The organism is Microbacterium sp. PAMC21962 (assembly GCF_019443465.1).
Classification (GTDB): Bacteria; Actinomycetota; Actinomycetes; order Actinomycetales; family Microbacteriaceae; genus Microbacterium; species Microbacterium hominis.
The window spans coordinates 3,460,294-3,474,706 of sequence record NZ_CP080381.1; the positions used below are offsets into that span (position 1 = coordinate 3,460,294).

The 14,413-nt window shown below is 71.0% G+C and carries 14 protein-coding genes; 7 read left to right on the top strand and 7 right to left on the bottom strand.

Translation table 11 applies throughout. The annotated features are described in order from the left end of the window. The first annotated feature begins 75 nt into the window (after window positions 1-75). A complete protein-coding gene (locus tag KY498_RS16200; protein WP_060960493.1) occupies window positions 76-1,143 on the top strand; it encodes a hypothetical protein in 1,068 nt (355 codons plus the stop codon). Between the two features lie 19 nt (window positions 1,144-1,162). Here KY498_RS16200 and KY498_RS16205 read toward each other — a convergent pair whose 3' ends face one another. Further along, entirely contained in the window at window positions 1,163-2,359 is a 1,197-nt protein-coding gene (locus KY498_RS16205; RefSeq protein WP_191008815.1) for a PLP-dependent aspartate aminotransferase family protein, read from the bottom strand. A gap of 114 nt (window positions 2,360-2,473) precedes the next feature. Here KY498_RS16205 and KY498_RS16210 point away from each other — a divergent pair, with 114 nt between their 5' ends. Beyond that, window positions 2,474-3,001, top strand: coding sequence for an Lrp/AsnC family transcriptional regulator (locus KY498_RS16210; protein ID WP_060960491.1), 528 nt, complete (start codon window positions 2,474-2,476; stop codon window positions 2,999-3,001). Here KY498_RS16210 and KY498_RS16215 read toward each other — a convergent pair. Beyond that, window positions 2,955-3,992, bottom strand: a complete 1,038-nt coding sequence (locus KY498_RS16215; protein ID WP_060960490.1) for a 1-aminocyclopropane-1-carboxylate deaminase — start codon at window positions 3,990-3,992, stop codon at window positions 2,955-2,957. The two genes, KY498_RS16210 and KY498_RS16215, sit on opposite strands and share 47 nt — an antisense overlap. Beyond that, window positions 3,989-4,663 (bottom strand): GntR family transcriptional regulator, encoded by a 675-nt coding sequence (locus tag KY498_RS16220; protein WP_082808090.1) that lies wholly within the window; start codon window positions 4,661-4,663, stop codon window positions 3,989-3,991. Before KY498_RS16220 ends, KY498_RS16215 begins: the two co-directional genes overlap by 4 nt. Before the next feature lie 220 nt (window positions 4,664-4,883). Here KY498_RS16220 and KY498_RS16225 point away from each other — a divergent pair, with 220 nt between their 5' ends. Beyond that, window positions 4,884-5,576, top strand: a complete 693-nt coding sequence (locus tag KY498_RS16225; RefSeq protein WP_191008814.1) for a hypothetical protein — start codon at window positions 4,884-4,886, stop codon at window positions 5,574-5,576. A 39-nt stretch (window positions 5,577-5,615) separates the two neighbouring features. On the opposite strand, the gene KY498_RS16230 is transcribed toward KY498_RS16225, so the two are convergent. Next, window positions 5,616-7,064, bottom strand: a complete 1,449-nt coding sequence (locus tag KY498_RS16230) for an RNB domain-containing ribonuclease (protein WP_191008813.1) — start codon at window positions 7,062-7,064, stop codon at window positions 5,616-5,618. Between the two features lie 117 nt (window positions 7,065-7,181). On the opposite strand from KY498_RS16230, the gene KY498_RS16235 reads away from it, so the two are divergent. From KY498_RS16235 to KY498_RS16245, 3 genes are read left to right on the top strand one after another with little or no spacing between them, the layout of a single operon-like run. After that, window positions 7,182-7,661 carry an RNA polymerase sigma factor gene (locus tag KY498_RS16235; protein ID WP_060960487.1) on the top strand — a complete coding sequence of 160 codons (480 nt, stop codon included), beginning with the start codon at window positions 7,182-7,184 and terminating at the stop codon, window positions 7,659-7,661. Further along, window positions 7,652-8,854: a hypothetical protein gene (locus KY498_RS16240; protein ID WP_061782487.1), complete on the top strand. Its 1,203-nt coding sequence runs from the start codon at window positions 7,652-7,654 to the stop codon at window positions 8,852-8,854. Before KY498_RS16235 ends, KY498_RS16240 begins: the two co-directional genes overlap by 10 nt. Window positions 8,855-8,883: 29 nt before the next feature. Next, the gene (locus tag KY498_RS16245) at window positions 8,884-10,641 is read left to right on the top strand and encodes a proline--tRNA ligase (RefSeq protein ID WP_101307253.1); all 1,758 of its coding nucleotides are present in this window, start codon (window positions 8,884-8,886) and stop codon (window positions 10,639-10,641) included. Between the two features lie 40 nt (window positions 10,642-10,681). Here the strand turns inward: KY498_RS16245 and KY498_RS16250 are convergent, their stop codons facing one another. Further along, window positions 10,682-12,031: an HNH endonuclease signature motif containing protein gene (locus tag KY498_RS16250; RefSeq protein WP_191008812.1), complete on the bottom strand. Its 1,350-nt coding sequence runs from the start codon at window positions 12,029-12,031 to the stop codon at window positions 10,682-10,684. A gap of 97 nt (window positions 12,032-12,128) precedes the next feature. Between KY498_RS16250 and KY498_RS16255 the strand changes: the two genes are divergently transcribed. After that, window positions 12,129-13,184 carry a TIGR00730 family Rossman fold protein gene (locus KY498_RS16255; RefSeq protein ID WP_101306606.1) on the top strand — a complete coding sequence of 352 codons (1,056 nt, stop codon included), beginning with the start codon at window positions 12,129-12,131 and terminating at the stop codon, window positions 13,182-13,184. Window positions 13,185-13,202: 18 nt separating this feature from the next. On the opposite strand, the gene KY498_RS16260 is transcribed toward KY498_RS16255, so the two are convergent. Further along, a complete protein-coding gene (locus KY498_RS16260; protein WP_060960483.1) occupies window positions 13,203-13,703 on the bottom strand; it encodes a pyridoxamine 5'-phosphate oxidase family protein in 501 nt (166 codons plus the stop codon). A gap of 62 nt (window positions 13,704-13,765) precedes the next feature. Next, window positions 13,766-14,395, bottom strand: a complete 630-nt coding sequence (locus tag KY498_RS16265) for an acetate uptake transporter family protein (protein ID WP_191008811.1) — start codon at window positions 14,393-14,395, stop codon at window positions 13,766-13,768. Between the last annotated feature and the right edge of the window lie 18 nt (window positions 14,396-14,413).

The following is a 14,413-nucleotide window of genomic DNA, read 5'->3' on the forward strand; positions in this document are numbered from 1 at the left end:
CCATCGGCATGGGCGTGACCAGATCGTTGTGGGCTCCGTTCGAGCGACGAATCGTGCGCGTGCCACGATGGGTTCATGGCCCCCCTTCCTACGTTTACCAAGGACGTCGTCCGGCGCGCGGCACTTCTGATCGCGCTGGCGGCGACCGTCGTGTCGCTGCCGGCTTGTGCGTCCGGCGGCTCTGTCGCGAGCTCCCCTTCGACCAGCGAGGCTGCGGCCTCCGCGCCCGAGAGCCCCACCCCCAGCTCGGCGATCGACACGACCGCGCGCCCCGCTTTCGGAGGCGACTGCGCCTCCGTCGTGGACGCGGCGCGGCTCTCCTCGATTCTGGGCAGAGAGCTCGGGCAGGCTTCCGAGGAGACCTCGACCGGCGTGCGTACGCTCGGGGGCCTGGAATGCGTCTGGCGGACGGGGAGCGGTTCGGCCGTGCGCAGCTTTGCCGCTCCCGTCGATGTCGTCCCGGAAACCACCCAGTCCCGCTACGGCAGCGTGGTCTGCGAGGGATACCTCTACGACGGTTGGGGGTGCCGGATCGCGGTCCGCAACGACACGACCTGGCTCCTGGTCACGATCGACGGCGAAGTGGGCGTCGAGGGGTCGGCGTCAAAGGCTCAATTGAGCGAGGACGCCGGAAAGCTCGCCCCGCTCTTCCAGGAGTCCCTGGCGGCATCGCCCGCTCCGCGAGCTGCGACCCCGAGCGCGGGATGGTGGGCGGCGCCCACCTGTGAGGACCTGGGGAGCCGACTCGATCTCGCGGGCATTCTCGACTCAGCCGATTTCGAGTCCGGGTATCCGTCGGGATTCGCCACCGACATCGCGTCGGAGCTGGCGATCGCGCGCGGGACGATGATCGACTGCAAGTGGTACTCGTCGTCCGCAGAGGGGATGACGGCGATCGTCATCACCGCCTATCCCGGCGCCGCGGATGAGTGGGAGCAACTCGAGAACGACCTGTCGTCGCGGACACCGGTGACGCCCGTCGTCGTCGCAGGTGCGCAGCAGGCGATCGAGGGCACCGGCGCCATTCGTCCGGAGAGTTCGTTCGTGGCCGCCACCGACGGGATCAACCTCATCCAGGTCGCGGAGGCGCCCCGAACCGCCGACGCGACGGCGTCCGTGATCGCCGCACTGAGCCAGGGCTGAGCGCGGCCGGCGGGCGGCGTCAGCGCGCGACGCTCACCGCCCGCAGGCCCTCGCGCGTCCGCGCCAGGGCCCGCGACAGATCGGCGATCAGGTCGTCGACGTGCTCGAGTCCGATCGACAGTCGCAGGATGTCGGCGGCGGGGCGCGCCTCGGGCGCGACGGGGCGGTGCGTGAGCGCCGCGGGATGCTGGACGAGCGAGTCGACGCCGCCCAAGGACACCGCGTGGGTGAACAGGCGCAGGGATGCCGCGACCTGTGCCGCCGCGTCGTAGCCGTCCCGCAGGCGCAGAGCGAGCATCGCGCCGCCGCCGTGCTGCTGGCGCGCCAGGAGTCCCTGCGGATCACCGTGCAGTCCGGGGTAGAAGACGTCGACGACCGCATCGTCCTCCTGCAGATGCCGAGCGATGTGCGCCGCCGACCCCTGCTGAGCGCGCATGCGCAGCGGCAGCGTCGGCAGCCCGCGGTGGAGGAGATACGCGCCGAGCGGATGGAGGATGCCGCCGGTGATGGCGCGCACGCGTCGTAGGGCCGCCGCGGACTCCGGGCCGCAGGCGATGACCCCGCCGACGACGTCGCCGTGGCCGCCGAGGTACTTCGTCGCGCTGTGCAGCGACATCGCCGCGCCGTGGTGGAGCGGCTGCTGCAGCACCGGGGTGGCGAAGGTGTTGTCCACGAGCACCGGCACGCCGTCCGCCTGCGCGACCACGTCGGCGATGTCGACGAGGTCCAGGGTGGGGTTCGCGGGCGTCTCGACGATCACCAGACCGGTGTCCGGTCGCAGCGACGCTCCGACCTCGTCCGCGGAGCAGAAGGTCACGTCGGTGCCGAGCAGGCCCGTCGCCAGCAGATGGTCACTGCCGCCGTACAGCGGTCGCACCGCCACGACGTGCGGGCGACCGACGGACACCGTGTGCGAGAGGACGGCGGCGGTGAGCGCGGCCATCCCGGACGCGAACGCGACAGCGGCCTCGGCGTGCTCGAGTGCCGCGAGGGCTTCCTCGAAGCGCGCCACGGTGGGGTTCCACAGCCGCGCGTACACGTGGCTGCCCCCGTCGATGGGCGTGCCCCCGGTGGCCAGCGCCTCGTAGGAGTCTCCGCCGCGCTCGACGTCCGGCAGGGGGTACGTGGATGACAGGTCCAGCGGCGGAGTGTGCACGCCGAGGGCGGCGAAGTCGTCACGACCGGCGTGGACGGCGAGGGTGTCGGGGTGCGTCATGCCCGCGAGTATGAAGGAAAGAGCGGCAGACCGCCTGCGTGATTGCGGAAAGAGCAATCGGGTGATCGAATTGTGCCGCTGTCATCAATCCCGCGCGACCGTGAGGAGCCGCCCTTGCCGGAATCACAAGGCGCCGCATCCGCTCTGGACGAGCTCGACCTCCGTGTGCTCGCGGCGATCGTGCGCGCTCCCGGGCGCTCCAACAAGGCGCTCGCCGATGATCTCGGCATCGCCGAGTCGACGTGCGCGTACCGCGTGCGGACGCTGCGTTCGCGCGGCGTGCTCACCGGCGTGCGGGTGCTCGTCGACCCGGCATCCCTCGGTCTGCCGCTGCAGGCGGTCATCCGCGTCCGGCTCGGCCGTCACACCCGCGAGGGCGTCGGCCGGCTCTTCGATGCGATCGTCGCGACGCCCGGAGTGATCGAGGCGTTCCACGTCGCGGGCGAGGACGACTTCCTCGTGCACGTCGCGGTCGAGGATGCCGCGGCGCTGCGTGACATCGTGCTGCAGCACATCACCGTGCACGAGTCGGTGCGCACGACCGAGACCCACCTGGTCTTCGAGCGGCGCGAGGGCGTCGGGCCGCTCGCTCGCGTCACCGGGGAGCGACCGTCGGGTCCCACAGCGAGTGATAGGCGTTGATCGCCGGCTGTCCGCCCAGGTGCGCGTAGAGCACGGTCGACGACGCCGGGATGTCGCGCGAGCCGACGAGATCGATGAGTCCCGCGAGAGACTTCCCCTCGTAGACGGGGTCGGTGATCATCGCCTCCAGCTGCGCGCCGATGGCCATCGCCTCCATCGTCGAGTCGACGGGGATGCCGTACAGCTCGCCCGCCCAGCCCTCCAGCACCTGGATCTCGTCGTCGCGGAGGTCGCGGCCGAGCTCGATGAGCTCCGCGGTGTGGCGGGCGATGCGTGCCACCTGGTCCCGGGTCTTCTGGAGCGTGGCGGACGCGTCGATCCCGAGCACGCGGCGCTTCACCCCGGTGGCCTCCTCCAGCGCCGCGAACCCGGCGATCATGCCCGCGTGGGTGGAGCCGGTCACGGTGCACACGATGATCGTGTCGAAGAACACCCCGAGCTGCTTCTCCTGTTCGGCGACCTCGAACGCCCAGTTCGCGAAACCGAGGCCGCCGAGCGGGTGCTCGCTCGCGCCGGCCGGGATCGGATAGGGCGTTCCGCCGCCCGCCTCGACCTCGGCGAGGGCCTGCTTCCAGGAATCGCGGATGCCGATGTCGAACCCGGCGTCGTCGAGGCGCGAGTCCGCGCCCATCATGCGCGAGAGCAGGATGTTGCCGACCTTGTCGTTGGTGGGGTCGTCCCACGGAACCCACTTCTCCTGCACGAGCCGCGCCTTCAGCCCGAGGTGCGCCGCGACGGCCGCGACCTGTCGGGTGTGGTTGGACTGGTAGCCGCCGATCGAGACGATCGTGTCGGCGCCGGAGGCGAGGATGTCGGGGACGATGTACTCGAGCTTGCGTACCTTGTTGCCGCCGAACGCGAGGCCGCTGTTCACGTCTTCGCGTTTCGCCCAGATCTGCGCACCGCCGAGGTGATCGCTGAGCCGCGCCAGGTGCTGCAACGGGCTGGGGCCGAACGTGAGCGGGTGGCGCGGGAACTCGTGCAGCTTCATGCGGGGTCCTGTTCGATCGGGGTGGTCCGGGTGGTCGGGATGCCGAGGCTCTGCCACGTCTGCTCGGCCAGGCGGGCAGCCCCGTCGGCGTCGCCGTCGGCGCACAGCGCGATGAGTCGTTCATGCCGAGCGGCCGACTCTGCTCCTTCGTGCGAGGCGAACCGCAGCCGCTCCACGCGACGCAGGACCGGCTCGTACTGGGCGATGACCGCGACGGCGGCCGCGTTGCCGCTGGCATCGAGCGCGACGCGATGGAAGCGCTCGTCCGCGGCGAGGGCGGCGTCGGTGTCGCCGGCCCGCTGCGCGGCGGTGAACGCCGCGTTGGCGTCGCGCATGGCGGACAGATCCGCCGCCGTCAGCAGCGGCACGGCCGTCCGCACGGCGAGGGCGTGGAGAGCGCCGACGACGGCCTGAGCATCGCGGATCGCTCGGGGGTCGAGGGGGGCGACGACGGTGGAGCGGCCGGGCGTGGCCGTCACGAGTCCGGCGCGGGCGAGCTCGAGCAGCGCCTCGCGCACGGGCGTCCGGCTGACGCCGAGTCGTTCGGCCAGCTCGACGTCGCGCAGCTGTTCGCCGGGCGCGAGCGTGCCGTCGACGATGGCGTCGCGCAAGCGGGCGTGCACGTCGTCGCGCAGGAGGGCGCGCGGTACGGGCGTGAGCGAGAGAGACACGATATGCAATATATCGCATCGCGCTCTCTGGCTGCCGCGATGGGCATGACCTCGTCCCCTGCTCCGCGGCGCCGTCTCTGACCCCTCCGCACGACGGACATCGCACAGGAGCACGAGCCACCGAGAATCGCGCCCCCGCGGCCCACGGAGGGGCGGACCTGCGTCACCGCGGCCGGTGCGGTCGGAGAGACGGACGAGCCGTTCTGAATAGCATGGGCCCATGAGTCTGTTCCGCCGGAAGCGCCCCTCCGCGTCGCCGCCGGCGGTGAAGCTCGTCGAAGCGAGGAACGGTGACGAACGGGTACTCGTCCTGCTCGACGAAGCTGCGGGGACGACCGCACTGTTCCCCGCTGTCAACCTGCTGCTGCGCAGCGCCGAAGATCAGGCGCAGATCACCGCGGCCCTCCTCGAGCGCGGCGCCGGTGACGACGACCTGCCCTGGTCCGAGCCTGCAGGGTCCGGGCTCTTCGCTGTGCTCGGGCTGGATGAGGGCGATCGGCATGTGACCCTCACGCGCAACGCGCTCGCCGCGAGGGGCCTGACCGCCGAGCTCGCCCGCGCCGGCGCCTTGGCCCGGCTGCGGATGGCCGTGGGGGGTCTGCTCACCGAGGGCGGAGCCGGGCAGTTCCGTCTCCATCTGCGGAGCGAACCGGATCTGACCGCATCGTTCATGCTCGTGGCCGATTCCTGGCTCGATCTCGACCGCATCGACGGACCCCCGGTGTTCGCCGCGGGGACCCGGGCCTTCCTCCACGTGTGCGGTGCGAACGACCGCGACGCCGTCGAGGGGCTCCGCCACATCGCAGAGACCTCCCACCACGACGGTCTCGCCGATCCCCAGACCTTCGGGCGCGCGCTCACCCCGACGCTGCAGACGCTGCAGAGCAATCGACTCGTCCCGTTCGACTCCTGACCGTCGCGCGGCCCCGCCTGCCGCGGATGACCGCGGGTCTCAGGCGGGTGCGAACGCGATGGTCCCGTCCGGGACGGATGCCGCGAGAAGCCGGAGCGCGGCGCTCGTCCCGGGGGCGGCGTCGAGGCCCGTGACCGTCGCCTCGACCGGAGGCCGATCGATCTGGACGCGGGCCGTCGTGCCGCGGACGTTCAGCACGAGCGCGTCGAACACCTCTCCCTCGTGCCCGGCGAGCAGCGCCGCCTCGATGCGATCGATCGACCCCGCGTCCAGACGGCCCGCGACGGCGGCGCTCCGCGCCATCGCTGACGGCAGCCCGGCCAGCGACGAACGCGTCCACTCGGGCACCTCGCGGCCGTTCGCGAGCGCGTCGCAGATGACCAGCGACCAGCGGTCGACGAGGCGCCGCAGCGGCGCGGTCGTGTGGGCGTACGGAGCGCCGATCGCCGCCTGCATCGTCTCGGTCGGCACGTCGCCGTCGAACGTCGTGTAGCCCGCGCCGCGGAACAGGGCTGCCGCGTACTCGCGGACCACCCGTGCGACGGGGGAGCGGTCGAGACCGCGGAGATAGTCCCCGTACGCCACCTCCGGTGCCCATGGCATCCCGAGCGCGACGGTCTGTGAGCGGAAGGACGCCACATCCTCCGCGGCGGCGGGCGGCATGGTCCGCAGGATGCCGATGCGACCGTCGATCATGATCTGCGCCGCGGCCATGCCCGTCAGCAGCGACACATCGGCATTCCAGTCCTCGAGCGGTACCCCGTCGCTGCGATCGAGGGCGTACTCCCCGGGCTCTCCGGCCGGTGGCGAGACGACGCGGGTCTCGGGCAGGTTCAGGCTCGCGCCGCCGCGCTCCCGCTCGCGGTCGGCGCGCGCCGCACCGAACCAGGGGAGCGCCAGGAGCGTGGCCGGCGCGTCGCCCGCATCGATCGCGCGTTGCGCGTCCACGTACGACCATTGCCGCCGCGAGCGCACCACCGCGCGGGTGAGGGTCGTCTCGACGGGCCGCGCGCCGTCGTCGAGGACGAATCGCCAGACGAACGCGCGGCGAACTCGCCCGGGAAGCAGCGAGGCGGCGCCGTCGCCGAGCACCCCCGGATGCAGCGGGATGCGGCCGTCGGGAGCGTAGAGGGTCTGGCCGCGGCGGCGCGTCTCGGCATCCAGCGCGCCGCCGGCGCTCACGAACGCGGGGACGTCGGCGATCGCGTAGTGCAGGATCGCCCCGCTCGCGGTGCGTTCGAGGTGCAGCGCCTGGTCGAGGTCGGTGGATCCGGCGGGATCGATCGTGAGGAAGGGGATGTCGCGGAGATCGGCCAGCCCGGATGCCGAGGGCGCGACCGGCACGGTGTCGGCGGCACGCTCCGCCTCGGCCTGCGCATCAGCGGGGTAGCCGTCCGGGAGATCGAGCGCGCGGCGCAGGGCTTGCAGCGACGCGGCGAGCTGACCCCCGATGGAGCTGCCGATGAGCCGGGAGCGACGCTGGACCACGCGCCCAGTGTAGGTGGAGACGGGCGCGAACCTTTCGGCCGGTGCTGGACACTACACAGTGTGAGCAATGACGATGCGGACGCATGGCGGAGGCTGTGCGCCGGTGACGATACGGCGATGCGCGACCTCTTCGATCTCCACGAGGCCCGTCTCTTCCGTCAGGCGTGTCGTCTGCTCGCCGATCGGGAGGACGCCAAGGATGCCGTGGCGATCGCCTTCCTCGAGGCGTGGCGGAAGAAGGCCGCCGTGCGCCTCGTCGACGGCTCTCCGCTGCCCTGGCTGTTGACCACCGTCGTCAACACCTCCCGGAACGTGGAGCGATCTCGCCGGCGCTACCGTGCGTTGCTGGCACGGACGCCCGCGGCGGCGGCCGTCGATCCCCCCGTGGCGCCGGATGAGAGCGGCGTGCTCGCCTCTCTTGCCCAGCTCCCGGGCGTGGAGCGCAGCGTCGTGGTCCTCGTGGTGCTGGAGGGCTACTCGGAGCGTGAGGCGGCGGATGCACTCGGCATCCCCGTCGGCACCGTCAAATCGAGGCTGTCTCGCGCGAAGGGCCGACTGCGGGACGGGATGGCGGCACTGGAGGCATCGTGGACCTGAACGAAGAACTCACCCCGCGCGAGCACGCCGAACTCCGCGAGAGTGTGGTCACCGGCGTCGGTCGTCTGCGGGCAGCACGCGCGCGGCGGTCGCGCATCGTCGCCGGCGTCGCCGCCGCCGCTCTGGTTGCCGTCGTCGTCACGGCGGTCGCGTTCACGACGCTGCGGCAGCCCGACCGGGTGACCACGCCGATCGAGACCATGTCGCCCTCGCCCTCGCCCTCGGCGACGCGTGCGCCGACGCCGGAACCGTCGCCGTCGGCATCGGGCAGCATGCCACCCGTTGCTTCATCGTCGCCGTCCATCGCTTTCGATGACGACTGCGCCGCGGTGATGAGCACCGTCGCCCTCTCGGCTGCGTGGGGGTCCGAAGCCACCGCGGAAGCGCGCAGCTACTTCTTTGTCGACGTGCGAACGGCTGGGGGGATCACGTGCGACTGGCGCTTCGCTGACGGCACCACTCTCCGCGTCTCGGCAATGCCGTCTTCGGTCGTAGATAGCAGTCTCCGGAGCACGTACGAATCGGCTCTTTGTGAGCCGGTGCCGTGGCTTTCGACAGGATGCCGAAAAGCCGTGGAGGATGACAAGACCTGGCTTCTGGCTACAGTTTCGGGCGATGTGTACCAGTTCGTCGACGGAGAGTTCGATGAGGCCGCTGTGCGTCAACGGCTCGACGCGCTGACGCCGTTGCTGTTCGACGCACTCGCGCGCGCCGGAGCCCCGTCTGCGGCGACGAGAACCGACGAGTGGTGGCCACAAGTGACGTGCGACGATCTTGCAACGAAGATTCCGTTGGCTCAGCTCCTGGGATCATCCGGCTATCAGACGGGATTTGGTGGCGAGGCAAGCGCCGATGTCGACTCTCGGGTTGCCGGTGCGCAGGGTTTTGGCCTCCAATGCGGTTGGCGGCCCTCTGATGACTCGGCATCGGGATCGAGCATGATGATCATGCTGTATCCGGGCGGCGCCTGGGATTGGGAGCGGATCGCGACCGCGACGGATCCGGTCGGTGATGTCGTGCCGGTGAACGTCGACGGTGCTCGCGCCGCAGTGGCGACGCGGTCGGAGACCACCTCTCCGCTGAGCAACGTCTACGCGTCGGACGGTGTGAACGTCGTGAGGGTCTTCAGCGCACCAGATCCGCTGGCCGCCGCCGCCGCCCTCCTGGCAGCGATGAAGGGTGCGAGGGGATAGCCAGTGGCTGCGGACTAGGCTTGACGCTCGTGGTCACCCGTCTGTCGAACTTCTTCCTCCGCACGCTTCGCGAAGACCCCTCGGATGCCGAGGTCACGAGCCACCGCCTGCTCGTGCGCGCCGGCTACATCCGCCGTCAGGCGCCGGGGATCTTCGCGTGGCTGCCGCTGGGCCTGCGCGTGAAGGCCCGCATCGAGACCATCATCCGTGAGGAGATGACGGCGGCCGGAGCGCAGGAGGTCCACTTCCCGGCGCTCATGCCGCGCGACCCCTATGAGGCGACCGGGCGCTGGGAGGAGTACGGCGACGGCATCTTCCGCCTCAAGGACCGCAAGGGCGCCGACTACCTGCTCGCCCCCACCCACGAAGAGGCGTTCACGCTGCTGGTGAAGGACCTGTACGGCTCCTACAAAGACCTGCCGCTGACGATCTACCAGATCCAGGACAAGTACCGCGACGAGGCCCGCCCGCGTGCGGGTCTCCTGCGCGGCCGCGAGTTCACGATGAAGGACGCCTACTCCTTCGACTACACCGACGCCGGGCTCGACACCAGCTACATGGCCCAGCGCGACGCCTACGAGCGCATCTTCCAGCGCCTGGGGCTGGAGTACGTCATCGTCCAGGCGGATGCCGGGGCGATGGGCGGCTCGCGCAGCGAGGAGTTCCTGCACCCGACGGCGATCGGCGAGGACACGTTCGTGCGCTCGGCCGGCGGCTACGCGGCCAATGTGGAGGCGTTCGAGACCCTGGCGCCCGAGCCCATCGCGTTCGACGGGTTCGGCGAGCCGGTGATCTTCGACTCCCCGAACACGCCCACGATCGACACGCTCGTGGCGCACACCAACGCCGTGCTCGACGGCGAGTACACCGCCGCCGACACCCTCAAGAACGTCGTCCTCGCTCTCACGCACCTCGACGGCACCCGCGAGCTCGTCGTCGTCGGCCTCCCCGGCGACCGCGACGTCGACGACAAGCGCGTCGAGGTGGCGTTCGCGCCCGCCGAGGTCGAGCCCGCCACGCCCGAGGACTTCGAGAAGCACCCGCTGCTGGTCAAGGGGTACATCGGGCCGTGGTCGCCCCAGGGCGCGATCCTGGGCGAGGAGTCGGCCACCGGCATCCGCTACGTCCTCGACCCCCGCGTCGTGGACGGCACGCGATGGATCACCGGCGCGAACATCGACCAGAAGCACGTGCACTCGCTCGTCGCCGGTCGCGACTTCGCCGCCGACGGGTACGTCGAGGTCGCGACCGTGCGCGCCGGCGACCCGGCGCCCGACGGCTCCGGCCCGGTCGAGCTCGCCCGCGGCATGGAGATCGGCCACGTCTTCCAGCTGGGGCGCAAGTATGCGGACGCGCTCGGTCTCAAGGTGCTCGACGAGAACGGCAAGCTCGTGACTGTCACGATGGGCTCCTACGGCATCGGCGTCACCCGCATCCTCGCGATCATCGCCGAGCTCAACAACGACGACAAGGGCCTCATCTGGCCGGCATCCGTGGCGCCGTTCGACGTGCAGGTCGTGGCGACGGGGCGGGATGCCGTGGCCTTCGAGCTCGCCGAGAAGCTGTCGGCCGACCTCGAGGGTGCGGGACTCGACGTGCTCTACGACGATCGGCCGAAGGTGTCGCCGGGTGTGAAGTTCGGCGATGCCGAGCTCGTCGGCGTTCCGCAGATCGTCATCGTCGGCCGCGGGGCGGCCGACGGCGAGGTCGAGCTGTGGGATCGCCGGTCCGGAGAGCGCACGCTCGTCTCGGCGGCCGACGCCGTCGCCCGCCTGTCGGTGCGCTGACGGCGCGCCGGCACCGACACCCCCCACCCGCGGCCGCGGGTCAGAACGGTGGTGGTCCGGTGTCGTCCGCACGCTCGGCGACGGGTCGGAACACCGGGGTTCGACGCTCCGGCTCCACGAGGTAGCGTCGGCCGTACGGCGAGGTCCACTCCAGGACGCCTCCGCTGTCGGGAACCTGGACCACCGTCCACCCGCCGTGATGCTTCACCTTGTGATGGCCCGGGCACAGGGGAGCGAGGTTGTCCGCCGCGGTCGCTCCGCCCTCGGACCAGGCGAGCGTGTGGTCGATCTCGCACCGTGAGGCCGGCATGACGCACCCGGGTGCCATGCAGCGCTCGGCCCGCCACCGTACGAGGCGCCGGAGCTCGGGCGGCGGGTCGTACCTGCGGCGCCCGACGGACAGCACGGCGCCGGTCTCGGGATGGGTGAGCACGCGCATCCAGCCCCTGGCGCCGCCGCTGAGCTCGCGGGCCCGCTCGATCGGGATCGGACCGAGGCCCTCGACCTGCGCCGGTTCTCCGGCGCCGTGCGCGTCTTCCCGCAAGGACAGCGCCGGAACGGTCACGACCACGGTCGGACGGATTCCCCGCGCCGAGGGGGAGTGGCCGTCGCAGCGACCGTCGATCAGCAGATCGCAGAGGACGTCGGCACGCACCTGGTCGAGGGAACGGTCGTCGGCGGGTGGGGGCGTGGCGTCGGCGGACGCGTCGGGGACGGCCCGGCGCCCGGTCATCGCCGCGGCCATCCGCGTCAGCCGGTCGAAGATCGCGTGGGCCTCGACGCTGGGCAGATGCGCGGTCAGGACGGACATGCCGTCGGCGGCCGGGACGACGTGCACGCGGCGCTGCGCGAGGGCGCGCTCGTGCGTCTCGGCGAGGGTCTGCACCGCCTCGGCCGCGACGAGGTCGCGCAGGCGACGCCGGAACGTCCCCGCGGGGAGGTCCTCGGCCAGCCGAACCGCTCGATCGACGAGCCGTGCGCGCACCGCCGGATCCGCGGCATCCAGCACGTCGACGAAGAATCGCGCGTGCTGATCGGTGATGCGCGCCGCCCCCAACGCCTCGAGCGCCCGCGGGTAGCGCTCGACCAGCGCCGTCGAGCGCGCCACCAGGTCGCCCGCGGCGTACTCGGTGATGCGCAGCGCGGCGGCGAGCTCGAGGCGCAGCGAGCGGTCGATCATCTCGTCGGCGCAGGCACGGGAGGAGGCCGTCGCCATCGCATCGCGGCGGGCGGCCGCGACGCACACGTATTGCTCGGCCGTGTGCACCGCCACGAGAGTGGCGATGTCGGCCACCTGATCGACCGGATCGCGGGGGAGGAGTGCCGTCTCGAAGGCCGCGACATCCGACCAGTACCCGGGATAGGGCTCCGTCTCGATGTCATCGTCCATACGTCGATCCTAGAACAAAGATTCGAATGTGGGAAGAGGGAAGGAGACGTTCTCGCCGCGTTCACCCGAACTGCGTCCGGGATGTCAGGCTGGAGCCATGTCAGATCGCTCCACGCTCCCGTCCACCGTCACCGACGGCATCCGCCGGCTGCTCGACGACGCCGGCATCACGACCGACGCCGATCTCATCGCCCGCATCCTCGCGACGGGCGTGGGCATGGGGCTCGACGGCGCCGACCGCCTCGACCTCAAGATCACCTCGGCCGCCCTCACCGAGATGCGCGCGGCCTTCGAGCTGTTCGCGCCCTTCCGCGGTGTGCCCAAGGTCACCGTGTTCGGTTCGGCCCGCACCGCCCCCGACTCGCCGCTCTACCGCCTGACCGTCGAGCTCACCGCGGCGCTCGCCGCCCGCGGATGGATGACCGTGACGGGGGCGGGCCCCGGGATCATGCAGGCGGCGGCCGAAGGCGCGGGCCCGCAGCACTCCCTCGGGGTCTCCATCCGCCTGCCGTTCGAGGAGAAGCCGAACGCGATCATCGCCGCGCACGCCCGCAACGTCGCGATGAAGTACTTCTTCACGAGGAAGCTCATGCTGGTCAAGGAGTCCAGCGGCTTCGTGTGCATGCCCGGCGGCTTCGGCACGCTCGACGAGATGTTCGAGCTGCTGACGCTGCAGCAGACCGGCAAGGCCGCGCCCACGCCGATCGTGCTGCTGGACCGTCCCGGCGGCGGCTTCTGGCACGGGCTGCAGCGTTTCGCCGACGACCAGCTCATCCCCGAGGGCGTCATCTCTCCGGACGACCTCGACCGGGTGGTCGTGACCGACTCCGTGGATGCCGCCGTGGACGAGCTCACGGGCTTCTACCGCAACTACGTCTCGCTGCGGTGGGTCGGCCGTCGGCTCGTGCTCCGCCTGCGTGCGGAGCCCACCGACGCGGAGGTGGACGCGCTGAACGCTCGCTTCGGATCGCTGCTGGCCGAAGGCGTGATCGAACGCCGCGGTCCCTTGAAGGCCGAGCGGGAGGACGACGACGATGTCGCCGCGCCCCGTCTCGTCATGCGCTACGCGCAGCGGCGCGTGGGTGAGCTGCACCACCTCATCCGCGCCGTCAACGCGCTGCCGAGCGCCCCCGCCGAGGCGCGCCCGGCCTGAGTCGGCTCGAGGTGCGCGTCAGCGGACCAGCCTGCCGTGGTTCATGGTGTCGTCCGGCGTCTCCCGCGTGACGAGAGCCTTGAGCATGCCGGCGGCCATCGCGAGCGTGCCGTGCGCCGGTTCCCAGAACTCGGTCACGATCGGAGTCACCGTCAGCAGTGCGATGTCGGGGGTGTCCAGGCCCTCCTCGAACCAGATGTCCAGCGACGGCGACCACAGCTGCTCCATCCGTGCGCGGTCGTGCACGATCGTCGCGCGACCGGCCACCGACACGTAGCGCATGCCCTTGGCGTCGCAGTAGGCGAGGTTCACGTCGTGGTCCGCCTCGACCTCGTCGGCCTTCTTCGTCTCGTCGGAGGTGAAGAACCAGATCACGCCGTCGTCGTCCATCTCGCGGGTGCTCATCGGACGGCTGACGAGGCGCCCGTCGGCGTCCACGGTCGTGAGCATGGTGATGTCGATGTCCTCGACGAGTTCCTTGACGCGGTCGCGCGCCTCGATTCCAGTGAGTTCGGTCATGACTCGACCCTGCCCGCCGTCGGGATGACGCCCCAGGGCCTTGACAGACGCCGCTGCCGCGCTCACGATTCCGGGTCGCCGTGCCCATCGTGCGGCGCGATCCACGGCCGCCCGAGGGGGACGACACGGCGTCCCATCGTCCGCCAGGCGAACTTCTCGATCAGCAGGTAGAACGCGAGCGCGGAGGCGCCCAGCAGGAACCAGGCACCGACCGTGCCGAGCGCGGGCGAGGACGCGAAGGAGCCCACGGACTCCAGGGCCAGCCCGATCGCGACGAACAACAAGGTCAGCGGCAGGGCGGTGTTGTGCATCGCCCCGGCGAACATGAAGCCGAGTGCGAGCACCGCGAACATCATGGAGAAGAGCGGCCGCGCCGGTCCCGACACCTCGAAGAAGCCCAGCTCCCCGCCGAGGAGGAACCCCGGCATGCAGATCCAGTACCACCCGAACGCGTTGTACACGATGAAGTGGAAGTCGTCGCCGATGAAGTACGAGAGCATGCCCGCGGTGACCTGCACGACGCCGCCGAAGACCGCGCCGACCCAGAACACGGCGCTCTCGTTCTGAACGCCGAGGTGCGCCAGCTGCGCGGTCAAGGTCGCGATCACGAACCCGAGCAGACCGATCAGACCGGGATCGGCGCGCCGCGGCTGCGGGATCGCTCGGTCGACGGCGGGTGAGGCGGCATCCATCTGGCAAGTATGCACGTC